The following is a 20900-nucleotide window of genomic DNA, read 5'->3' as shown; positions in this document are numbered from 1 at the left end:
TATGAGTGGCTCATCCTCACCCACCAATAAAGAGCCTGCGTCTTTGCTGACACAGATGGTGCAACGGCTGCCCCTGTCGGATGTGCATTTCCGACGTATCAGCCAGTTGATCTATCAGCGTGCCGGTATTGTGTTGGCCGAGCACAAACGCGAAATGGTTTACAACCGTCTGGTGCGTCGCCTGCGGCTACTGGGAATACCCGATTTTGGTAGCTATCTGGTGCTGCTGGAAAGTGATACCAACAGCGCCGAGTGGCAGGCATTCGTCAACGCCCTGACCACCAACCTGACGGCGTTTTTCCGTGAGGCGCACCATTTCCCGATCCTGGCGGAACATGCGCGTTCGCGGCCTAACGGTTACTGCGTGTGGAGTACCGCCGCCTCGACCGGTGAAGAGCCTTACTCGATCGCCATTACCTTGAATGAGGCGTTAGGGCAGCGGGCGACGGGGACGCAGGTATGGGCCAGCGATATCGATACTCAGGTATTGGAAAAGGCCGAGGCAGGGGTGTATCGCCAGGAAGATCTGCGCACCCTGACACCGGCGCAGATGCAGCGTTATTTCCTGCGAGGGACCGGGCCTCACCATGGCCTGGTTCGGGTTCGGCCAGAATTGGCGGCACAGGTGCATTTCCAGCCGCTCAATCTGCTGGCCCCTGAATGGGCGTTGCCGGGGCAATTTGATGCGATATTTTGTCGTAACGTCATGATCTATTTTGACAAGGAAACACAAGAGCGCATTTTGCGGCGCTTTGTGCCGCTGCTTAAACCGGGGGGCCTGATGTTTGCCGGCCATTCCGAAAACTTCAGCCAGATCAGCCGGGATTTCTACTTGCGTGGGCAGACCGTGTATGGCCTGACCAAGGAGAGGTAATGAATAAAATCAGCGTATTAAGCGTAGACGACTCTGCCCTGATGCGGCAGCTGATGACCGAGATTGTCAATAGCCATCCCGATATGGAGATGGTGGCGACCGCCCCCGATCCGCTGGTGGCGCGCGATCTGATCAAAAAATTCAACCCGCAGGTGCTGACGCTGGACGTCGAAATGCCGCGTATGGACGGGCTGGATTTTCTGGAAAAACTGATGCGCCTGCGGCCGATGCCGGTGGTGATGGTGTCGTCGCTGACCGGAAAGGGATCGGAGATCACTCTGCGGGCGTTGGAACTGGGCGCGGTGGATTTTGTCACCAAGCCGCAACTGGGGATCCGCGAAGGCATGCTGGCCTATAGCGAGCTGATTGCCGAAAAGATCCGCACGGCGGCCAAGGCGCGTCTGCCACAGCGCTCAACGGCACCGGCTCCGGAGATCCTCAGCCATACGCCGTTGTTGAGCAGTGAGAAACTGATCGCTATCGGGGCGTCTACCGGCGGTACCGAGGCAATCCGCCACGTCTTGCAGCCGTTACCGGCTACCAGCCCGGCGTTATTGATCACTCAGCATATGCCGCCAGGGTTTACCCGTTCCTTTGCCGAGCGGCTCAACAAGCTGTGCCAGATCACGGTGAAAGAAGCCGAAGACGGCGAGCGCGTCTTGCCGGGTCATGCCTATATCGCGCCAGGAGATCGTCATCTGGAGCTGACGCGCAGCGGCGCCAACTATCAGGTTCGGCTGCATGATGGTCCACCGGTGAACCGGCATCGTCCTTCGGTCGATGTGTTGTTCCGCTCGGTGGCTCAGTTTGCCGGGCGAAATGCGGTGGGGGTGATCCTCACCGGCATGGGGAATGACGGTGCGGCAGGCATGCTGGAAATGCACCGTGCCGGGGCGTACACCCTGGCGCAGAACGAAGCCAGCTGTGTGGTGTTTGGCATGCCACGTGAGGCCATTGCCACCGGCGGAGTCAATGAAGTAGTGGAATTGGAGCGCATGAGCCAACGCATGTTGGCGCAGATCGCGGGTGGTCAGGCGCTGCGTATTTGATGTTATGCCCCGAACCTCGGGGCAAAAACGATTAACCTTAGGAGCAATAATGGCAGATAAGAACCTTAAATTTCTGGTGGTGGATGATTTTTCTACCATGCGCCGCATCGTCAGAAATTTGCTGAAAGAACTGGGTTTTAACAACGTCGAAGAGGCGGAAGACGGGGCGGATGCGTTGAACAAACTGCGCGCTGGCAGCTTCGATTTCGTGGTATCGGACTGGAATATGCCGAATATGGATGGCCTCGAGCTGTTGCAAACCATCCGTGCCGACGGTGCGCTGGCATCTATGCCGGTGCTGATGGTGACGGCGGAAGCCAAGAAAGAAAACATCATTGCTGCCGCTCAGGCGGGTGCCAGTGGTTACGTAGTGAAACCCTTCACGGCGGCAACGCTGGAAGAGAAGCTCAACAAGATTTTTGAAAAACTGGGCATGTAAAAAAGGAGAGGGCGATGAGAGATATTCCAATGCCTGCCAGCGATGCAGCGACAGCGGGTGAGATCATCTCCCGCATCGGTCAACTGACCCGCATGCTGCGTGACAGCATGCGCGAGCTGGGGCTAGATCAGGCTATCGCTCAGGCTGCCGAAGCGATCCCGGACGCACGCGACCGTCTTGATTATGTGGTCACCATGACGGCGCAGGCGGCGGAACGAGCGCTCAACTGCGTGGAAGCGGCACAACCCCGCCAGGCGGAGTTGGAGTCGCAGGCCAATACGCTTAAAGGGCGCTGGGACGAGTGGTTTGCCAACCCGATCGAGTTGGCTGATGCCCGTTCACTGGTGACGGATACCCGCCAGTATCTGGATCGAGTGCCGGAGCACACCGCATTCACCAACGCCCAGTTGCTGGAGATCATGATGGCGCAGGATTTCCAGGATCTCACCGGCCAGGTGATCAAGCGCATGATGGACGTGGTGCAGGAGATTGAAAAGCAGCTGCTGATGGTACTGATGGAAAACATCCCGGATCAGCCAGCCAAAGAGAAAAGGCCGAACGACAGCCTGCTCAATGGCCCGCAGCTGGATCAGAACGGGGCTGGCGTAATTGCCAATCAGGCCCAGGTGGACGATCTGCTCGACAGCCTGGGGTTCTGATGGTTTCTTAGGGCGCAGGGTGCTGCGCCCTAACTCTTTTCGCTAGCCCATCCCCGAAATAACCGGCCTTTTGCGCCGTTGTTCCCGCAATGAAATCCGCATTTTTTTGGCATGCTGGCATCAATTCTATTCTTCGCACGCATGGGAACCCTCGCCTTGGCCGAAGACAGTGATATGGAAAAAACTGAGGCCCCCACACCCCACCGGCTGGAAAAGGCGCGTGAAGAGGGCCAGATTGCGCGTTCGCGCGAGCTGACTTCGATCCTGATGCTGATTGCGGGGTTGTCGATCTTGTGGGTCGCGGGTGGCCATATGGCGCAACAGTTGGCGAGGATGTTATCGGAAGGGCTGCACTTTGATCACAACATGGTCAGCAACGATAAGCAGATGCTGCGCCAGTTTGCCATGTTGCTACGTCAAGCGGTGTGGGCGCTGATGCCGATCCTGGCCGGATTGGTGCTGGTGGCGCTGTCGGCCCCGATGCTGCTGGGCGGCGTGGGCTTCAGCCTTAAGTTTGATGCCAAGCGCATGAACCCGATCTCCGGATTAAAACGGATGTTCTCCACCCAGGTGCTGGCAGAGTTGCTGAAGGCCATCCTTAAAGCGACGTTGGTGGGGTGGGTGGCTGGGCTTTACCTGTGGCACAACTGGGCGGCGATGCTGCATCTGGTCACGCAGCAGCCGCAGGACGCACTGCGCAATGCGCTACAGATCGTGATCTTCTGCGGCATGCTGATCGTCCTTGGGCTGGTGCCGATGGTGGCCTTCGACGTGTTTTATCAGCTATGGAGCCACTTCAAGAAATTGAAGATGACCAAGCAGGAAATTCGCGACGAACATAAGCAGCAGGAGGGCGATCCCCATGTCAAAGGGCGTATTCGCCAGCAACAGCGGGCCATCTCTCGCCGCCGCATGATGTCCGATGTGCCGAAGGCCGACGTGATCGTCACCAACCCGACGCATTACGCCGTGGCATTGCAATACAACGACAAGAACATGAGTGCGCCGAAAGTCCTTGCCAAAGGGGCAGGGGAGATCGCCTTGCGTATCCGTGAATTGGCGAATGAACACCGTATCCCAACCCTGGAAGCACCGCCGCTGGCGCGAGCGCTATACCGTCACAGTGAGATTGGGCAACACATTCCCACGACCTTGTATGCCGCCGTGGCCGAGGTCCTGGCCTGGGTCTATCAGCTGCGCCGTTGGCAGCGTGAAGGCGGCCTGATCCCGAAAAAACCTCAACGTTTACCGGTGCCTGAAGCACTGGATTTTGCTGGAGAGAATAACTCAGATGGCTAATTTGGCCTCCCTGCTTCGTTTGCCGGGTAATTTTAAAGATACGCAGTGGCAGGTGCTGGCTGGCCCGATACTGATCCTGATGATCCTGTCGATGATGGTGCTGCCGTTACCGGCATTTATCCTCGATCTGCTGTTTACCTTCAATATTGCCTTGTCGATCATGGTGCTGTTGGTGGCGATGTTTACCCAGCGGACGCTGGAGTTCGCCGCCTTCCCGACCATCCTGCTGTTCTCAACCCTGTTACGCCTATCGTTGAACGTCGCTTCCACGAGGATCATCCTGATGGAGGGGCATACCGGTGCGGCGGCGGCGGGGCGGGTGGTTGAAGCGTTCGGTCACTTCCTGGTGGGCGGCAACTTCGCCATCGGTATCGTGGTGTTTATCATCCTGGTGCTGATCAACTTTATGGTGATCACCAAAGGGGCTGGGCGTATTGCCGAAGTGGGCGCCCGTTTTGTCCTTGACGGGATGCCGGGCAAACAGATGGCGATCGATGCCGATCTGAACGCCGGGCTGATCGGCGAAGACGAGGCTAAAAAGCGCCGTTCCGAAGTGACGCAGGAAGCGGATTTCTACGGTTCGATGGACGGTGCCAGCAAGTTTGTGCGCGGTGATGCGGTAGCAGGCTTGATGATCATGGTGATTAACGTGGTGGGTGGCCTGTTGGTCGGCGTGATCCAGCACGGCATGGAGCTGGGTACCGCGGCTGAAACCTATACCTTGCTGACCATCGGTGATGGCCTGGTCGCCCAGATCCCGGCGTTGGTGATCTCGACGGCGGCCGGTGTGATCGTCACCCGCGTAGCGACCGATGAGGACGTTGGCGAGCAGATGGTCAACCAGTTGTTCAACAATCCGCGCGTGATGGTGTTGAGTGCTGGGGTGTTGGGGCTGTTGGGGATGGTTCCGGGTATGCCAAACCTGGTGTTCCTGCTGTTTACGGCGGCACTGCTGGCGTTGGCCTGGCGGCTGCGCGGTCGAGAACAGCAGGCTCCGAAAGTCAAAGAACCGCCGCTGCCGCAGGAAAATCCGCAGGCGGTAGAGGCCTGTTGGTCTGATGTACAGCTGGAGGATCCGTTGGGGATGGAAGTCGGTTACCGCCTGATCCCCATGGTGGACTTTCAGCAAAACGGTGAGCTACTGGGGCGTATTCGTGGCATCCGTAAAAAATTCGCTCAGGATACGGGCTATTTGCCACCGGTGGTGCATATTCGCGACAACCTCGAACTGTCGGCGGCCAGTTACCGCATTCTGATGAAAGGGGTGGAGATCGGTAGCGGTGAGGCACATCCGGGGCGCTGGCTGGCGATAAATCCGGGCAATGCGGTGGGTGAGCTGGCCGGTGACAAAACCGTCGATCCGGCCTTCGGGCTGGAGGCGGTGTGGATCGATAGCGCACTGCGTGAACAGGCGCAGATCCAGGGGTTCACGGTGGTGGAAGCCAGCACCGTAGTCGCCACTCATCTCAACCATTTGCTTGGTCAGTTTGCCAGCGAGCTGTTTGGCCGCCAGGAAACCCAGCAACTGTTGGATCGTGTTTCGCAGGAGATGCCGAAGCTGACGGAAGATTTTGTACCTGGGGTAGTTTCGCTGACCACGTTGCACAAGGTGCTACAGAATCTGCTGGCCGAAAGGGTGTCGATTCGCGATATGCGCACCATTATAGAAACGCTGGCGGAACATGCGCCAACGCAAAGCGATCCTTACGAACTGACCTCCGTGGTGCGCGTGGCCCTTGGGCGGGCCATCACTCAGCAGTGGTTCCCGGGTAACGGTGAGATCCAGGTCATTGGTCTGGATACGCCGCTTGAGCGCCTGCTGTTGCAGGCCCTGCAAGGGGGCGGAGGTCTTGAACCTGGGTTGGCGGACCGCTTGTTGGATCAGGCCAAGCAGGCGCTGCAACGTCAGGAAATGCTCAGTGCACCGCCGGTGCTGCTGGTAAACCACGCGTTACGTGCCCTGCTGGCGCGCTTCCTGCGCCGTACCTTGCCGCAGTTGGTGGTGCTGTCGAACCTGGAAATCAACGACGAACGTCAGATCCGCATGACCTCAACCATAGGAGCCGCCTGATGAAAGCTTTTCTTCCTTTATTAGTGTTGTTCGCTCCGCTGGCCGCGCAGGCGGTGTCGGGTTCCTGGGCCGCCGATGCCAGCGGCGTCACGCTGGAAACGGGGAGCGTGCGTGATGTATCCCCTAGCCTGCGGCCAGCTAATCCACCGGTGGCCGATGCTCGGGTGACCAGTGTAAGCTGGCGTTATCAGTTGCTGGCTGGTGCGCCTGCCGGATTAGAGGTACAGCTTTGCACCTCGTCACGCTGCCTACCGCTCGGCGCGGGCAGTGGCCGCAGTGAGGTTTTCAACGGTATTCCCGCAGACAGCGAGTTCCGCTTCATTTATTACGTGAAGTCTCGCGGCGCGTTAAATCCTCCGCTGCGGGCGATCTCTAATCAGGTGATTGTGAACTATGAGTGAGGATGATAAGTCATCCCTGGCGTTATTTGCCTCAACAGCCAGTCGCGCAACGCCATGATATCCGGGCGTTGCGCGTTTTCTTCCGTGGTAACCAGGTAATAGCGGGCACCGGGTAATGACATCTCGAACGGTGCGGTTAACACGCCGCGCTGTAACAAATCTCGCGCCAGCAACTGGCTGGCAATCACCACCCCCTGTCCCGCAATCGCCGCCTGTAGCGCATGGGTTTCATCGCTGAAGGTCAGCCCCGCGTCTACATTCAGATCCTGTGGCCCATAGTTCCTCCGCCAGTTTTGCCAGCTCGGAGAGTCGGCGGGCACCAGCCGGTTTTCTACGTGAAACAGCGTCACCCCGCGTAAATCGCCGATATCTGCCAGCGCCAATGACGGGCTGGCTACCGCGATAAAACGATCCTCGTACAATAACGTTGAGTGCAACGTTTGCTCCGGCATTTCCCGGTAGCGAATGGCGACATCGACGGTGCGCTGCGTTAAGTCGACTCGTTCGACGCTGGTATGTAACCGCAGGTCGATGTCCGGGAATTCCGCCTTGAAATCGGCCAGACGCGGCACCAGCCAATGGGTCAGGAAATTGGAGGTGGTGGTAACCGTCAGAGATTGAGGCTGTTGGGAGTGCATAATCTGCGCGGCGGCCTGCTCCAGAGCCGCAAAGGCGCGTTGCGTTCCGGCATATAAAATCTCGCCGGTTTCGGTCAGGCTAACCCCGCGCGCACTGCGTTCGAAGACCCTACATGCCAGAATTGACTCCAGTAATTTGATCTGATGGCTGATCGCCGTTGCGCTGACGTTGAGTTCCTCCCCAGCCCGTTTAAAGCTGCTACAGCTGGCAACGGCATGAAAGGCGCGTAAAGCACCTAGCGGAGGGAGATGGATTTTTTTCATGGCTGAATTATTCTCATCCAAGGCTGAAAACTATGAGTTTGTTATGACTATATACCTTGGATAGGCTGATGGCATTCGATTAATGGAGTGAGATTAATTCATCATTCCACATCAGTGTCAGGAGCCGTTATGAGATCACCAGCAGAAATCAGTACCGCAGGCGCGGTAGGGGAACCGGGAGCGATTGCTCGCACCATCGTATACAGCGTATTGATATCGGCAGGCGTTTTGCTGTTGAACATTGGCTGGGGAAGGCCGGAGGTTGCCATCACGCTGTTGCTGGCGCTGCTGTTATCCTATGCCTGTGGCGTGGCGTTAATGTGTTTGCTGGCGGTGGAAAAACAGCGAACCCTGGCGGCGTTATGGCGGAGCCTGGTGCTCTCTGCTGCCGGGTTGCTGTTGTTGGGGCTGTTCGGCCGTAATGATTGGCTGATGATGCTACCGGGGATCGTTATCGGCGGCATTGGTTTAGGGGTGGCACGCCAGGTGACGACAGCGTTGTTGCAGCCGCTGAACAGCATCAGCCTGGCAACCAGAGCTGCCTCGTTGGCGGTCATCGGAGTCATTCTGTCGGTGACATTGCTGATCCAATCTCAGGCATCGACAGACCTTGCCAACGCGTGGTTGATCGATCTGGTTTTATTGGGCGCGTTGGTGGCGCGTATTGCAGAGCGCGAAGGCCCCTCGCCCCAACCCTCCCACAGGGAGAGGGTTGGGGCGGTTTTATGGTTAGGTACAGGAGCCAATTCCAGCTGGCGCTAGCTCAGGTGCAAATGAAATTGTGGGAATGGTATGAGATTCAGGCGCAGCAGCAGAGTTGTGGCACGTTCTGTCCCCTCTCCCTGTGGGAGAGGGCTAGGGTGAGGGGCGCATCAAACCCCAATCTTACGGCCCAGCAGGCTCCCCGCGCGGGACTGACCATCGGGCCCGTACAGCGATTCATTCTGTTTGTTTAAAATCGCCAGTGCCTGCGTATTGTGCTCAATATGATGATTGAGCAGCATACCGTTATGGTGATTCTGTTCGCGCAGTTGCAGGCTCAGCTGTTGCACTTGCTGCCAGTTGGCTGCCAACTGTGGCTGGCCCTCATAAGGTGCTTGGCAGTGCTGCAGCCGTTCCATCTCCAGCCGCTGTTGGTCCAGATAATTGACCGTCGCCAGCAGTTGGCTTTTAGCATCGGTTACGCGTTGCAGAGCCACGCCAGCCAAAGTTTTGGAGCACAGTAAAGTGTGCTCCTCCGTCTGCACCGTGCCTAACGCCTGTAAGGTGTCCAGCAGCTTATCCAGCAGTTGTGCCAGGTTTTCCATATCAATGACTCACCCTTGGTGTTAACCCCGATCGGCGCCGGACTGCCATTCGCTTTGCACGTCTTGTAACAAGGCGTCGGCAATCTTGCCGGTATCCATCTTCAATTCGCCGTTGCGGATCGCCTGCTTGATGCTTTCCACTCGCTCCATATTGATATCTTGGCTGCCCGGCTGCATCAGGCGAGCCTGTGCATCGCTCAGCTTAACCTGGGTGCCGCTGACCGCAGTTTCCGCCGAGACTTTTTTACGCGCCTGAACTGCGCTGTCTGACTGTGTTTCTCGCGGCTGCACCGTGGGTACGGGTTGCAACCGTTGGGTACGATCGATACTCATGTTCAATCTCCATCTGTACCACCGCCGCTAAGGCAACGGGGAATTCAAATCTGTGGCCCTGGTGGCCGGATAAATGCTGCTATGACTTTGTTATCGACAAGTATTGGCAAAGCTTTATTTTTTTATAATGTAATACGAATTGTGCCATCAATATTGGCAATGCCGCTAACAATCTGCCCGGAGGCCATGCGCACTCGCACGCCGTCTTCGGCGGCGGCGTTGGTCATCGCTTTCCCAGCACCGCTGATATTAAATCCATCACCCTGCGCCAACACCTGTACCGTTTGCCCGGCTTTGACCGCCCAGGCCCGTCTTAGCATGACCGTATTCAACGGCTGCCCAGGGCTGATATTGCGCAGGCTAACGGCACCGATCGCCTTGGCGTTATCAATCAGGGTACGAGGCGGCAGGGTGTCTAATCGGCCGGTTTTCAGCTTGATATCATCTGCGGTGAGTTTGCTGCCTGCACTGATCCCACGTGCTGCCACCAGATAATGTCCCACCACCTGCACCTGCGCCTGAATAAAACGTCGCTCCTGGCCACAACGGGCCGAGAGGCTGATGTTACCCCAGCGGCGAGCATTCTGAGGCATCGAAAGCTGCGGCAATTCGCACTGCGGCCAACGGCTTGCTGGCGTGCGCACCAGCACCTTGACGTCGGTCACGTTGGTACTAGTGGCAAATTGTGACTTGATAAAGTTCTCCACCTGTCCGTCCAGGCCCTCGGCGTGCGCGTTCAGGCCGATCAGCAAGCCGACCAACAGCAGGATACTTTTCATATTTTCCTCACAGACGCAGCGACCACAGGGGGACAAGTGTAACCGTTACGCGCGCAGGCTAAGCAGACAAATAGCGACGCATTTTGCCCTTATTCCCACGATAGGCTGACAGGTAGGGCGTTTATGCTGTCGGCTCCAAATTCTAACCTCGCGGAGGGAGCATGCTCGACAAATTGGACGCTGCTCTGCGTTTTGGCCAGGAGGCGCTGAACCTGCGCGCCCAGCGGCAGGAAATCCTGGCGGCCAACATCGCCAACGCAGATACGCCGGGCTATCAGGCTCGTGATATCGATTTCGCCAGCCAACTGAACAAGGTCATGGAGCAGGGGCGCGTCAACGGCAGCGGCGTGGCACTGAATCTGACCTCGGCTCGCCATATCCCGGCGCAGAATATGCAGCCACCGTCTCTGGATCTTATGTTCCGCGTACCGGATCAGCCTTCCCTGGACGGCAACACGGTGGATATGGACCGTGAGCGCACCAACTTTGCTGATAACAGCCTGAAATATCAAACCGACCTGACGCTGTTGAACGGCCAGATCAAGGGCATGATGTCCGTGCTGCAAGGAGGATAATTCCCATGTCGTTATTGAATATTTTTGATATTTCCGGCTCGGCCCTGTCCGCGCAATCCCAGCGTCTGAACGTCAGCGCCAGCAATATGGCCAACGCTGACAGCGCCACCGGCCCGGATGGCCAGCCTTATCGGGCCAAACAGGTGGTGTTTGAGGTTGCGGCGGCACCGGGCCAGTCGACCGGCGGCGTGCGTGTTGCGCAGGTGGTAGACGATCCCTCGCCGGAGCGTTTGGTGTTTCAGCCGGGCAACCCGCTGGCGGATGCCAAAGGCTACGTGCGGATGCCCAACGTCGATGTAGTAGGGGAAATGGTCAACACCATCTCGGCCTCGCGCAGCTATCAGGCCAACGTCGAAGTGTTGAATACCACCAAATCCATGTTGATGAAAACCCTGACGCTGGGTCAGTAACCGGAGCTTTTATTTATGGCCATTGCCGCCACCACCAATGAATCACTCGACAACAGCATTGCCGGTACCGGCGCCAAAAGCGGTGCGAATGGCAATACCAGCCAGGATCTGAGCAACAATTTCCTGACGCTGTTGGTGGCCCAGTTGAAAAACCAGGACCCCACCAACCCGATGCAAAACAACGAACTGACTACCCAACTGGCCCAGATCAATACGGTTAGCGGGATCGAGAAGCTCAACACCACGCTGGGGTCGATCTCCGGCCAGATCAGCGGCAACCAGTCAATCCAGGCCAGTTCGCTGATTGGCCACGGCGTGATGGTGCCGGGTAAGGAGATCCTGGTGGGTAATGACGCTGGCAAGGTTAGCACCACGCCGTTTGGCATTGAGCTGGAACGCACCGCCGATGCGGTGACGGCGACCATCAGCGATGCCACCGGCAAAGTGGTTCGCACCATCGATCTGGGAGGGTTGACCGCCGGTGTGCACTCCTTCTCCTGGGACGGTTCGCTGGAAGATGGCACCAATGCGCCCGACGGCTCTTACACCGTGGCGATCAACGCCAAAAACGGCAGTGAGCAGTTGGTGGCACAACCACTGCGTTTCGCCATGGTTAACGGCGTCACGCGCGGTACGGACGGGGCAAAGCTGGATCTGGGCGTGGCGGGGACCTCAACGCTGGATGACGTGCGCCTGATCCTGTCCAAACTGGGTTCGCCAGACTAAGCGCAGTGATTTTCCACGTCGGCAATGGATCACGCGATCCTGAAGACACCTTTTTAAATGACCTATTTCGGAGAACGACATGGCTTTTTCTCAAGCGGTCAGCGGTTTAAACGCGGCTGCAACCAACCTGGATGTGATTGGTAACAACATCGCCAACTCCGCCACCTACGGCTTTAAATCTGGCAGCGTATCCTTTGCCGATATGTTTGCCGGCTCGCAGGTCGGGCTGGGGGTGAAAGTGGCGGGGATCACCCAGAACTTCAACGGCGGTACTACCACCAACACCAACCGGGCAATGGATATCGCCATCAGCCAGAACGGCTTCTTCCGTATGCAAGACGCCGATGGCGGCATCTTCTATACGCGTAATGGGCAGTTCATCATGGATGCCAACCGCAACATCACCAACATGCAAGGGTTGAGCCTGACCGGCTACCCGGCTGCTGGTTCGCCGCCAACCATCCAGCAAGGGGCCGATCCGGTACCGCTGAGCATCCCTGAAGGCATGATGAACGCCAAAGCCAGCACCAGCGGCAATATGGTGGCCAACCTGAAATCGACCCATAAGCCACCGGCGGTGACGCCATTCGATCCCAACAAGACCGACTCGTTTAACTACGTCAACACCATTACCACCTATGACACCCTGGGCAACGCTCACAACATCAACGCCTACTTTGTGAAAACGGCTGATAACAAGTGGGACGTTTACACCCAGGACGGCAGCGTGACGGGTGCTCCGTCGGCCAAAGCGGGTAGCCTGAACTTTGACAACAGCGGTACGCTGACCGGCACGCTGAATGCGCAGGGTCAGCCAAGCACCACGCCATTCAACCTGGTCGTGCCAATGTCGGCGAAAGACGGCGCGCTGGCGCAAAACTTTAACCTGAGCTTTGCCGGTAGCCTGCAACAGAACGTCGGCAGTGACTCTGTCAGCAAGATTTCCCAGGACGGCTATGCCACCGGGGAATACCAGGGTTTCCAGATCAACAAAGACGGCACCGTGGTCGGGGTATACAACAACCAGCAGACCCAATTGCTGGGGCAGATCGTATTGACCAACTTCTCCAACCCGGAAGGCCTGGCCGCACAGGGCGATAACGTCTGGAAGGAGACCGGTGCTTCAGGTCAGCCACGTGTGGGCCTGGCGGGCGGCGGCGGTTTCGGTTCACTGACCAGCGGAGCGCTGGAGTCTTCCAACGTCGATCTGAGTCAGGAACTGGTAAACATGATCGTCGCGCAGCGTAACTACCAGTCAAACGCGCAAACCATCAAAACCCAGGATTCGATCCTGCAAACGCTGGTCAGCCTGCGCTAATAGGATTGATTTATGGATCACGCGATTTATACCGCGATGGGTGGAGCCCGGCAGACGCTGGAGCAGCAGTCGGTCACGGCCAACAACCTGGCCAACGCCTCCACGCCGGGGTTCCGCGCACAGCTTTCGGCGCTGCGTGCGGTGCCGGTTGATGGGCCAAGCATGCAGACGCGGACGCTGGTGGCAGCTTCGACGCCGGGAGCTGACATGAGCCAAGGGCCGCTGAACTACACCGGGCGGCCACTGGATGTGGCATTGCAGCAGGATGGCTTTCTGGCGCTAAGGCTGCCGGACGGCACTGAAGCCTACAGCCGTAACGGCAGCATCCAGATCTCCTCCACCGGGCAGTTGATGGTGCAGGGTGTGCCGCTGATGGGCGATGGCGGGCCAATCGAAGCCCCGCCGCAGGCAGAACTGACGCTGGCGGCAGACGGTACCATCTCGGCGTTAAATCCGGGCGATCCGCCTAACACCATTTCCCAGATTGGCCGCTTGAAGCTGGTGAAGGCCGATGCTCGGGAAGTGGTGCGCGGGGACGACGGCCTGTTCCATCTGACTGCCGAGGCTCAGCAGCAGCGTGGCAACCAACTACCGAACGATCCTGATGTGCGGATCATGCCGGGGGTGTTGGAGGGCAGCAACGTCAAACCGCTGGAGACGATGGTGGATATGATCGCCAACGCCCGCCGGTTCGAAATGCAAATGAAGGTCATCCACAGCGTGGATGAAAACGCACAGCGCGCCAACTCATTGCTGTCAATGAGCTGAGTGCAGAGGAATAAATCATGATCCCATCCTTATGGATTGCCAAAACCGGTCTGGATGCGCAGCAGACCAATATGGACGTGATCGCCAACAACCTGGCGAACGTCAGTACCAACGGGTTTAAACGCCAGCGTGCGGTGTTTGAAGATCTGCTGTACCAGACCATGCGTCAGCCCGGGGCTCAGTCTTCCGAGCAGACCACGCTGCCTTCCGGTTTGCAGATTGGTACCGGCGTACGTCCGGTGGCGACCGAGCGCATCCACAGCCAGGGCAACCTGTCGCAGACCAACAACAGCAAAGACGTGGCGATCAAGGGGCAGGGCTTCTTCCAGGTGGTGTTGCCGGATGGCACCCAGGCCTATACCCGCGATGGTTCATTCCAGATCGATCAGAATGGCCAGTTGGTAACCGCCAGTGGTTTTCAGGTACAACCGGCGATCACCATTCCGGCCAACGCCCTAAGCATTACCGTGGGCCGTGATGGCATCGTCAGCGTGACCCAGCAGGGCCAGACGGCGGCGCAGCAGGTAGGGCAATTGACGTTGACCACCTTTATCAACGATAGCGGTCTGGAAAGCATGGGTGAAAACCTGTACCAGGAAACCGAAAGCTCCGGCGCGCCTAACGAAAGTACCCCCGGCCTCAACGGGGCAGGCCTGTTGTATCAGGGTTATGTTGAAACCTCTAACGTCAACGTGGCGGAAGAGTTGGTCAACATGATCCAGACCCAGCGCGCCTATGAGATCAACAGCAAAGCGGTATCAACGTCTGACCAGATGCTGCAAAAGCTGACGCAACTGTAATCGACGGGCGCAGCCTGCTGCGCCCGTAATCCTTATCCAGAGCAACAAAGGCGATACCCGTGGTAACCACCTTTTTAGCGGCCAGCGTGCCGCAGCAAGGCAAACGCGTCCTGGCCGGGCTGCTGATGCTGACAGTCGGCGGCTGTGCCTATATTCCGCATACCCCCCTGGTTGACGGGGCTACCACGGCTCAGCCCGCTCCGGCCGGTGCTCCGGTGCCGAACGGTTCGATTTTCCAGACGGTGCAGCCGATGAACTACGGCTATCAGCCGCTGTTTGAGGATCGCCGCCCGCGTAATATCGGCGACACCCTGACCATCGTGCTGCAAGAAAACGTCAGCGCCAGCAAGAGCTCATCCGCCAACGCCAGCCGCAACGGATCCAGCAAATTTGGCGTAGCCACTTCACCGCGTTACCTCGACGGGCTGCTCGGTAACGCGCGCGCCGACATGGATATCTCCGGCGACAGCACCTTCGGCGGCAAGGGCGGGGCCAACGCTAACAACACCTTTAACGGCACCATTACCGTCACGGTCAATCAGGTCTTGGCCAACGGCAACCTGCACGTGGTGGGCGAAAAGCAAATCGCCATCAATCAGGGCACCGAATTCATCCGTTTCTCCGGTGTGGTTAACCCCCGCACCATCAGTGGCAATAACTCGGTCACGTCCACCCAGGTGGCGGATGCACGCATTGAATACGTCGGCAACGGCTATATCAATGAAGCGCAGACCATGGGGTGGCTACAGCGCTTCTTCTTAAATGTTTCACCGTTCTAAGGATTGACCGATGTTGAAAAAGTTACTTCTCACACTGTCCATGATGCTGGTTTGCCTGCCCGTGACGGCGGAACGCATCCGCGATCTGGTGACGGTACAGGGCGTACGCGACAACGCGTTGATTGGTTACGGCCTGGTCGTGGGGTTGGACGGCTCTGGCGACCAGACCATGCAAACCCCGTTTACCACCCAGAGCCTGAGCAACATGCTGTCGCAACTGGGGATCACCGTACCGCCAGGCACCAACATGCAGTTGAAAAACGTGGCGGCGGTGATGGTAACCGCCAAGCTGCCGCCGTTCTCCCGTGCGGGGCAGAACATTGACGTGGTGGTGTCCTCAATGGGTAACGCCAAGAGCCTGCGCGGCGGGACATTGCTGATGACACCGCTCAAAGGCGTGGATAATCAGGTCTATGCGCTGGCACAGGGTAACGTGCTGGTCGGCGGGGCCGGTGCGTCCTCCGGGGGTAGCAGTGTGCAGGTCAATCAGTTGGCCGGTGGGCGTATCAGCAACGGCGCTTCCATCGAACGCGAATTGCCTACCACCTTCGGCCAGGATGGCGTGATCAACCTGCAACTGAACGACGATGATTTCACCCTGGCACAACAGATCAGCGATGCCATCAACCGCCAGCGCGGCAGCGGCACTGCCTCTCCGCTCGATTCCCGTACCGTGCAGGTGCTGGTGCCACGCGGCAATAGTTCGCAAGTGCGTTTCCTGGCGGATATTCAGAATATCAGCATTAACGTTGGGGCGATGGATGCCAAAGTGATCATCAACTCCCGTACCGGTTCGGTAGTAATGAACCGCGATGTGGTACTGGACTCCTGCGCGGTGGCACAAGGGAACCTGTCGGTGGTGGTCGATCGGCAAAACACCGTCAGCCAGCCGGATACGCCATTCGGCGGTGGCCAGACCGTAGTGACGCCGAATACCCAGATTTCCGTGCAGCAGCAGGGCGGTTCACTGCAAAAAGTGAACGCCAGCGCCAACCTCAATAACGTGGTTCGCGCGTTGAATGCGCTGGGGGCGACGCCGATCGACCTGATGTCTATCTTGCAGGCAATGCAGAGCGCTGGTTGCCTGCGTGCCAAACTGGAAATTATCTGATGAGCAGCGATCTGATGGCTATGTCGGGTGCTGCGTATGACACCCAGTCGCTGAACGGCTTGAAGCGAGATGTTGCCGCCGATCCGCAGGGCAATATCAAGCAGGTGGCCCAGCAGGTGGAAGGTATGTTCGTGCAGATGATGCTGAAAAGCATGCGTGCGGCGTTGCCGCAGGATGGCGTGTTGAGCAGCGATCAGACGCGGCTGTATACCTCGATGTACGATCAGCAGATCGCCCAACAGATGTCGCAGAAAGGCCTGGGGCTGGCGGACATGATGGTCAAGCAGCTCTCCGCCGGAAACAGCCGCCCAAGCGAAACCGCAGGGACGGTGCCGATGGCACTGGACAACGAGGTGTTGCAGACCTTGCCGCGTCAGGCATTGGAACAGATGGTACGCCGGGCGGTGCCCAAAATACCTTCGGCGCCTCCCTTGCCGTTGAGCAACGGCAATTTTGTGGCGCAGCTGTCTATTCCGGCACGGGTTGCCAGCCAGCAAAGCGGTATTCCGCATCAGTTGATCATGGCGCAGGCCGCGCTGGAGTCTGGCTGGGGGCAACGCGAGATCCCGGCGGCGGATGGTTCACGCAGTTATAACCTGTTTGGTATCAAGGCCGGTAGCAGTTGGGACGGTCCAGTGACGGAGATCACCACCACCGAGTTTGAGGAAGGGGTGGCGAAGAAGATCAAGGCCCGCTTCCGCGTCTATGGCTCCTATATGGAAGCGATTGGGGATTACGTCAAATTGCTGACCAACAACCCGCGCTACGCCAACGTTGCCAGTGCCAGCAGCCCCGAGCAGGCGGCACATGCGCTGCAAAAGGCCGGCTATGCGACCGATCCGCTGTATGCCAAAAAGCTGGTCAGCATGATCCAGCAGATGAAAAGCGCTGGGGAGCAGGTAACCAAGGCCTATACCCACGATTTGCAGGATCTGTTTTAGCCGTCGGGCGCTGCATGCAGCGCCCATTTTTTTACTCAAGTTTGCCGTCAGATGGCCGATAACCCAAACAGGCTGGATGGCAACGCCCGGCACAATTTTTGACCTCTGTGGGCCGCTGGCACCGCAGCATAAGGAACCTCTATGTCCAACAGCTTAATCAATACCGCGATGAGTGGCCTGAATGCGGCGCAGGTTGCGCTTAGCACCGTCAGTAATAATATTTCCAACTACAACGTGGCGGGCTATAACCGCCAAACCGCGATCCTGGCGCAAAACGGCGGCCTGGGCACCATGAACGGATTTATCGGCAACGGAGCCACCGTGACTACGGTCAATCGCGAGTATAACCAGTTCATCATGACCCAACTGCGCGGGGCGCAAAGCGAAGCTTCGGCCCAGAACAGCTACTTCGAGAAAGTCTCCCAGATCGACAACCTGCTGGCGTCTAAAACCAACACCCTGGCATCGGGGATGGAAGATTTCTTCAAAAACCTGCAAAACGTCGTCAGCAATGCCGGGGATGACGCAGCCCGTCAGACCGTGTTAGGCAAGGCCAACGGCCTGGTGAATCAGTTCAACAATGCGGACAAGTATCTGCGCGATATGGATGCGGGCGTCAACCAGCAACTGAGCGACAGCGCCAACCAGATCAATACTTACAGCCAGCAAATCGCCCGCTTGAATAACGAAATCACCCAAGTGCGGGCCAGCAGCGGCGGCAGCGAGCCGAACGCCTTGCTGGATCAGCGCGATCAGTTGGTGACGGAGCTTAACAAAGTGGTCGGCGTTCAGGTCACCCAGCAGGACGGTGATGCTTATACCGTGACCTTCGCCAACGGTTTGACGCTGGTGCAGGGCAACTCCTCCTATCAGGTGACGGCGATGCCTTCCAGCAAAGACCCGTCCCGCCTGACGCTCGGTTACGATCGCGGCAATGGTGCTAACGAAATCCCGGAAAGCCAGATTGGCAGCGGCAGCGTCAGCGGCGTGCTGAAGTTCCGTAGTGAATCGTTGGACGGCGCACGCAACCAGTTGGGGCAACTGGCCCTGGCGCTGGCCGATAGCTTTAACCAGCAGCATCGCGAAGGCTTTGATATCAACGGCGATCCGGGGGAGGATTTCTTCAGCTTCTCAGGTGGGCGTACGGTCAACAATACCAACAACACCGGCAATGCCTCGCTGTCGGTCTCCTTTACCGACACCAGCAAGGTCAAGGCCAGCGACTACCGCATGGAGTTTGACGGTGCCAACTGGCAGGTCACGCGCCTGTCCGACAACGTCAAAGTACCTGCCACCGCAGGCACCGATGCGGATGGCAAACTGACGCTGAGCTTTGATGGCCTGGAGATCGGCGTGACGGGCAACGCGAAAAAGAATGACAGCTTTACCGTGAAGCCGGTTAGCGATGTGGCCGGTAACCTGAAGGTTGCCATCAGCGACTCGGCCAAGTTTGCTGCCGCAGGAACGGAAGATGGCGGTAAGGGCGATAACGACAACGTCAAGAAACTGCTCGATCTGCAAACCGCCAAAGTGGTGGATGGCAAAGCAACTTTGAGTGGCGCCTATGCCGGATTGGTCAGTAGCGTGGGTAACCAGACCGCTACCGCCAAGGTCAACGCCACCGCACAAACCAATATTGTGACCCAATTGCAAACCCAACAGCAGTCTATCTCCGGGGTTAACCTGGACGAAGAGTACGGCGAACTGCTGCGTTTCCAACAGTATTACATGGCCAATGCGCAGGTGATCCAGACCGCCAGCTCGTTGTTTGACGCCATACTGAATATTCGTTGATTTTACCGTTAACCGCAGCCGGTATGCCGGCTGTGGATGCCCTTAGTGAGGAACCCAACCCATGCGCATGAGCACCAGCATGATCTACCAGCAGAATCTGTCGGGGGTCACCAATAATCAGTCTCTGTGGATGCAGTCCGGGCAGCAGCTTTCCAGCGGCAAGCGCGTGCTTTACCCTTCGGACGATCCGTTAGCGGCGTCACAGGCGGTGATGATCTCGCAGTCGATGTCAGAAAACAGCCAGTACGCATTGGCGCGCACCTTTGCCCGTCAGAATATCTCGATGGAAGAAACCGTGCTGCGTAGCGCCGCCGACGGCATCAAGGACATGAAAACGCTGATCGTCAACGCCGGTGACGGCACGATCAGCGACAATGACCGTGACTCTTTGGCCACCCAGTTGCAGGGGCTGAAAGATCAGCTACTCAGCCAGGCCAACAGCACCGACGGTAACGGCCGTTTTATTTTTGCCGGCTTTGCCAATGACAAAGCCCCGTTTGTCGAGCAGGGCGGCAAGGTGGTTTATCAGGGCAGCAACTCGGCCATTGAGCAGAAAGTGGATGCCAACCGCACCATGACCGTGGGCCACACCGGCAGCTCGATATTTATGTCGCTGACCAGCAATATCAAACCGGAGCCGGACGGCAGCGCTTCCGAAACTAACGTGTTCGAGAGCATCGACATGGCGTTGAAAGCGTTGAAGACCCCGCTGCAGGGGGCCGATGAGGCTACCCGTGAGCAGGTGACGGCGGCGCTCGATAAGGCAACCCGTGGCCTGGATAACAGCTATAACAACGTGCTGAGTACCAATGCGGTGCTGGGGACTCAGTTGCAAGAGTTGGACGTGCTGGACAGCATCGGCATCGAAAACAATACGGCTAACCAAAATCAGCTGACCGCGCTGGTTGATGCGGATGTGGTGGAGGCGATTTCGTCTTACTATATGCAGCAGGCGGCTTTGCAGGCATCGTATAAGACCTTTAGCGATATGCAGGGTATGTCATTATTCCAAATAAACAGATAAGAAATAGTTATTCACGCTTGTAGGGCACTGCGCCCTATAACGTGGATATAGAGCGCAGTACCGTTTTTACACAGCCTGATTTAACGGCGGGAAACGTCAGGATATTCAGGCTGGATAAGTGACCTTACTATTTTTAACGCTACGCATTAAAAACAGATTATTTTTTCTTTTTGGCTACGGTCCAGATTTTTCCGCAGGCGGACGCTGTGATCTGAATGCGATTAGTGGTCCAATGCGCCATACCCAAGGCTCTGCGTGCTTTCCTGTTAGTTTTCGCTTTCATTTGATGCTCCTGGCTATATTGAGATAAATAAAGTCCCGCCGCCATAAGGTGCGGTTATTTTATTTTCTTGGTGTTCCGTTAGTGTTAATAAATCACGTGACCAGCTTAATGGTCTTTTACCGCTTTTTTATACGGCGTGGGATTTATTTAATGAGGCCATTCTAAGGGGGGTATTTTATTATTCAAGCCCGGCAGGATAATCGCCGCTAAATCTGGTTAATTTCTCTTTTTCAACTTTTTATCTCGGAAAATATCTTT

At 57.3% G+C, this 20900-nt stretch carries 24 protein-coding genes; 19 read left to right on the top strand and 5 right to left on the bottom strand.

The window, feature by feature from the left end:
* Position 1 precedes the first annotated feature (1 nt).
* From cheR to D9980_RS09915, 7 genes are all read left to right on the top strand, one after another.
* On the top strand, positions 2-874 hold the full coding sequence (gene cheR, locus D9980_RS09945) for a protein-glutamate O-methyltransferase CheR (protein ID WP_121607176.1): 873 nt from the start codon (positions 2-4) through the stop codon (positions 872-874).
* A complete protein-coding gene (locus tag D9980_RS09940; protein ID WP_021180928.1) occupies positions 874-1923 on the top strand; it encodes a chemotaxis response regulator protein-glutamate methylesterase in 1050 nt (349 codons plus the stop codon). The genes cheR and D9980_RS09940 overlap by 1 nt, the downstream gene beginning before the upstream one ends.
* A 49-nt stretch (positions 1924-1972) precedes the next feature.
* Positions 1973-2362 (top strand): chemotaxis response regulator CheY, encoded by a 390-nt coding sequence (gene cheY, locus D9980_RS09935; RefSeq protein ID WP_021180929.1) that lies wholly within the window; start codon positions 1973-1975, stop codon positions 2360-2362.
* A gap of 14 nt (positions 2363-2376) precedes the next feature.
* On the top strand, positions 2377-3021 hold the full coding sequence (cheZ, locus tag D9980_RS09930) for a protein phosphatase CheZ (protein ID WP_024485789.1): 645 nt from the start codon (positions 2377-2379) through the stop codon (positions 3019-3021).
* A 156-nt stretch (positions 3022-3177) separates the two neighbouring features.
* Positions 3178-4320 carry a flagellar biosynthesis protein FlhB gene (gene flhB, locus D9980_RS09925; protein ID WP_024485790.1) on the top strand — a complete coding sequence of 381 codons (1143 nt, stop codon included), beginning with the start codon at positions 3178-3180 and terminating at the stop codon, positions 4318-4320.
* Entirely contained in the window at positions 4313-6391 is a 2079-nt protein-coding gene (flhA, locus tag D9980_RS09920; protein ID WP_121607175.1) for a flagellar biosynthesis protein FlhA, read from the top strand. The genes flhB and flhA overlap by 8 nt, the downstream gene beginning before the upstream one ends.
* Positions 6391-6792, top strand: a complete 402-nt coding sequence (locus D9980_RS09915; RefSeq protein ID WP_121607174.1) for a flagellar protein FlhE — start codon at positions 6391-6393, stop codon at positions 6790-6792. Before flhA ends, D9980_RS09915 begins: the two co-directional genes overlap by 1 nt.
* On the opposite strand, the gene D9980_RS09910 is transcribed toward D9980_RS09915, so the two are convergent.
* Positions 6783-7694 (bottom strand): LysR substrate-binding domain-containing protein, encoded by a 912-nt coding sequence (locus D9980_RS09910; RefSeq protein WP_121607173.1) that lies wholly within the window; start codon positions 7692-7694, stop codon positions 6783-6785. The two genes, D9980_RS09915 and D9980_RS09910, sit on opposite strands and share 10 nt — an antisense overlap.
* Before the next feature lie 129 nt (positions 7695-7823).
* Between D9980_RS09910 and D9980_RS09905 the strand changes: the two genes are divergently transcribed.
* Entirely contained in the window at positions 7824-8456 is a 633-nt protein-coding gene (locus D9980_RS09905) for a hypothetical protein (protein ID WP_121607172.1), read from the top strand.
* Between the two features lie 110 nt (positions 8457-8566).
* Here D9980_RS09905 and D9980_RS09900 read toward each other — a convergent pair whose 3' ends face one another.
* The 3 genes from D9980_RS09900 to flgA all read right to left on the bottom strand — a co-directional run bounded on the left by D9980_RS09900 (position 8567) and on the right by flgA (position 10113).
* On the bottom strand, positions 8567-9001 hold the full coding sequence (locus tag D9980_RS09900; protein ID WP_121607171.1) for a flagella synthesis protein FlgN: 435 nt from the start codon (positions 8999-9001) through the stop codon (positions 8567-8569).
* Positions 9002-9022: 21 nt separating this feature from the next.
* Entirely contained in the window at positions 9023-9334 is a 312-nt protein-coding gene (flgM, locus tag D9980_RS09895) for a flagellar biosynthesis anti-sigma factor FlgM (RefSeq protein ID WP_121607170.1), read from the bottom strand.
* A 122-nt stretch (positions 9335-9456) separates the two neighbouring features.
* Positions 9457-10113, bottom strand: coding sequence for a flagellar basal body P-ring formation chaperone FlgA (flgA, locus tag D9980_RS09890; RefSeq protein WP_121607169.1), 657 nt, complete (start codon positions 10111-10113; stop codon positions 9457-9459).
* A 161-nt stretch (positions 10114-10274) separates the two neighbouring features.
* Between flgA and flgB the strand changes: the two genes are divergently transcribed.
* From flgB to flgL, 11 genes are all read left to right on the top strand, one after another.
* Positions 10275-10688 carry a flagellar basal body rod protein FlgB gene (flgB, locus tag D9980_RS09885; protein ID WP_024487043.1) on the top strand — a complete coding sequence of 138 codons (414 nt, stop codon included), beginning with the start codon at positions 10275-10277 and terminating at the stop codon, positions 10686-10688.
* Between the two features lie 5 nt (positions 10689-10693).
* Positions 10694-11098, top strand: coding sequence for a flagellar basal body rod protein FlgC (gene flgC / locus D9980_RS09880; protein ID WP_021180939.1), 405 nt, complete (start codon positions 10694-10696; stop codon positions 11096-11098).
* A 15-nt stretch (positions 11099-11113) separates the two neighbouring features.
* A complete protein-coding gene (gene flgD, locus D9980_RS09875; protein ID WP_121607168.1) occupies positions 11114-11824 on the top strand; it encodes a flagellar hook assembly protein FlgD in 711 nt (236 codons plus the stop codon).
* Between the two features lie 79 nt (positions 11825-11903).
* On the top strand, positions 11904-13142 hold the full coding sequence (gene flgE, locus D9980_RS09870; protein ID WP_024486454.1) for a flagellar hook protein FlgE: 1239 nt from the start codon (positions 11904-11906) through the stop codon (positions 13140-13142).
* A gap of 12 nt (positions 13143-13154) precedes the next feature.
* Entirely contained in the window at positions 13155-13910 is a 756-nt protein-coding gene (locus D9980_RS09865) for a flagellar basal body rod protein FlgF (RefSeq protein ID WP_021180942.1), read from the top strand.
* A gap of 17 nt (positions 13911-13927) precedes the next feature.
* The gene (gene flgG, locus D9980_RS09860) at positions 13928-14710 is read left to right on the top strand and encodes a flagellar basal-body rod protein FlgG (RefSeq protein ID WP_021180943.1); all 783 of its coding nucleotides are present in this window, start codon (positions 13928-13930) and stop codon (positions 14708-14710) included.
* Between the two features lie 125 nt (positions 14711-14835).
* Positions 14836-15489: a flagellar basal body L-ring protein FlgH gene (gene flgH, locus D9980_RS09855; RefSeq protein WP_046808516.1), complete on the top strand. Its 654-nt coding sequence runs from the start codon at positions 14836-14838 to the stop codon at positions 15487-15489.
* 10 nt (positions 15490-15499) lie between these two features.
* Positions 15500-16600: a flagellar basal body P-ring protein FlgI gene (locus D9980_RS09850; RefSeq protein WP_121607167.1), complete on the top strand. Its 1101-nt coding sequence runs from the start codon at positions 15500-15502 to the stop codon at positions 16598-16600.
* Positions 16600-17541, top strand: a complete 942-nt coding sequence (gene flgJ / locus D9980_RS09845; protein ID WP_021180946.1) for a flagellar assembly peptidoglycan hydrolase FlgJ — start codon at positions 16600-16602, stop codon at positions 17539-17541. Before D9980_RS09850 ends, flgJ begins: the two co-directional genes overlap by 1 nt.
* A 141-nt stretch (positions 17542-17682) precedes the next feature.
* Positions 17683-19335: a flagellar hook-associated protein FlgK gene (gene flgK / locus D9980_RS09840; RefSeq protein WP_121607166.1), complete on the top strand. Its 1653-nt coding sequence runs from the start codon at positions 17683-17685 to the stop codon at positions 19333-19335.
* Between the two features lie 61 nt (positions 19336-19396).
* A complete protein-coding gene (gene flgL, locus D9980_RS09835; RefSeq protein WP_121607165.1) occupies positions 19397-20359 on the top strand; it encodes a flagellar hook-associated protein FlgL in 963 nt (320 codons plus the stop codon).
* A gap of 157 nt (positions 20360-20516) precedes the next feature.
* Here flgL and D9980_RS26850 read toward each other — a convergent pair whose 3' ends face one another.
* A complete protein-coding gene (locus D9980_RS26850) occupies positions 20517-20600 on the bottom strand; it encodes a hypothetical protein (RefSeq protein ID WP_238393722.1) in 84 nt (27 codons plus the stop codon).
* Positions 20601-20900 lie beyond the last annotated feature (300 nt).

Source organism: Serratia sp. 3ACOL1, from assembly GCF_003668775.1.
Classification (GTDB): Bacteria; Pseudomonadota; Gammaproteobacteria; order Enterobacterales; family Enterobacteriaceae; genus Chania; species Chania fonticola.
This window is presented reverse-complemented; position numbering and strand designations above follow the sequence as displayed.

What these genes read in the sequence shown, in the direction of transcription:
- cheR (WP_121607176.1), top strand. Translation starts at nt 2, where the DNA reads ATGAGTGGCTCATCCTCACCCACCAATAAAGAGCCTGCGTCTTTGCTG.
- D9980_RS09940 (WP_021180928.1), top strand. Translation starts at nt 874, where the DNA reads ATGAATAAAATCAGCGTATTAAGCGTAGACGACTCTGCCCTGATGCGG.
- cheY (WP_021180929.1), top strand. Translation starts at nt 1,973, where the DNA reads ATGGCAGATAAGAACCTTAAATTTCTGGTGGTGGATGATTTTTCTACC.
- cheZ (WP_024485789.1), top strand. Translation starts at nt 2,377, where the DNA reads ATGAGAGATATTCCAATGCCTGCCAGCGATGCAGCGACAGCGGGTGAG.
- flhA (WP_121607175.1), top strand. Translation starts at nt 4,313, where the DNA reads ATGGCTAATTTGGCCTCCCTGCTTCGTTTGCCGGGTAATTTTAAAGAT.
- D9980_RS09915 (WP_121607174.1), top strand. Translation starts at nt 6,391, where the DNA reads ATGAAAGCTTTTCTTCCTTTATTAGTGTTGTTCGCTCCGCTGGCCGCG.
- D9980_RS09910 (WP_121607173.1), bottom strand. Translation starts at nt 7,694, where the DNA reads ATGAAAAAAATCCATCTCCCTCCGCTAGGTGCTTTACGCGCCTTTCAT.
- D9980_RS09905 (WP_121607172.1), top strand. Translation starts at nt 7,824, where the DNA reads ATGAGATCACCAGCAGAAATCAGTACCGCAGGCGCGGTAGGGGAACCG.
- D9980_RS09900 (WP_121607171.1), bottom strand. Translation starts at nt 9,001, where the DNA reads ATGGAAAACCTGGCACAACTGCTGGATAAGCTGCTGGACACCTTACAG.
- flgM (WP_121607170.1), bottom strand. Translation starts at nt 9,334, where the DNA reads ATGAGTATCGATCGTACCCAACGGTTGCAACCCGTACCCACGGTGCAG.
- flgA (WP_121607169.1), bottom strand. Translation starts at nt 10,113, where the DNA reads ATGAAAAGTATCCTGCTGTTGGTCGGCTTGCTGATCGGCCTGAACGCG.
- flgB (WP_024487043.1), top strand. Translation starts at nt 10,275, where the DNA reads ATGCTCGACAAATTGGACGCTGCTCTGCGTTTTGGCCAGGAGGCGCTG.
- flgC (WP_021180939.1), top strand. Translation starts at nt 10,694, where the DNA reads ATGTCGTTATTGAATATTTTTGATATTTCCGGCTCGGCCCTGTCCGCG.
- flgD (WP_121607168.1), top strand. Translation starts at nt 11,114, where the DNA reads ATGGCCATTGCCGCCACCACCAATGAATCACTCGACAACAGCATTGCC.
- flgE (WP_024486454.1), top strand. Translation starts at nt 11,904, where the DNA reads ATGGCTTTTTCTCAAGCGGTCAGCGGTTTAAACGCGGCTGCAACCAAC.
- D9980_RS09865 (WP_021180942.1), top strand. Translation starts at nt 13,155, where the DNA reads ATGGATCACGCGATTTATACCGCGATGGGTGGAGCCCGGCAGACGCTG.
- flgG (WP_021180943.1), top strand. Translation starts at nt 13,928, where the DNA reads ATGATCCCATCCTTATGGATTGCCAAAACCGGTCTGGATGCGCAGCAG.
- flgH (WP_046808516.1), top strand. Translation starts at nt 14,836, where the DNA reads ATGCTGACAGTCGGCGGCTGTGCCTATATTCCGCATACCCCCCTGGTT.
- D9980_RS09850 (WP_121607167.1), top strand. Translation starts at nt 15,500, where the DNA reads ATGTTGAAAAAGTTACTTCTCACACTGTCCATGATGCTGGTTTGCCTG.
- flgJ (WP_021180946.1), top strand. Translation starts at nt 16,600, where the DNA reads ATGAGCAGCGATCTGATGGCTATGTCGGGTGCTGCGTATGACACCCAG.
- flgK (WP_121607166.1), top strand. Translation starts at nt 17,683, where the DNA reads ATGTCCAACAGCTTAATCAATACCGCGATGAGTGGCCTGAATGCGGCG.
- flgL (WP_121607165.1), top strand. Translation starts at nt 19,397, where the DNA reads ATGCGCATGAGCACCAGCATGATCTACCAGCAGAATCTGTCGGGGGTC.
- D9980_RS26850 (WP_238393722.1), bottom strand. Translation starts at nt 20,600, where the DNA reads ATGGCGCATTGGACCACTAATCGCATTCAGATCACAGCGTCCGCCTGC.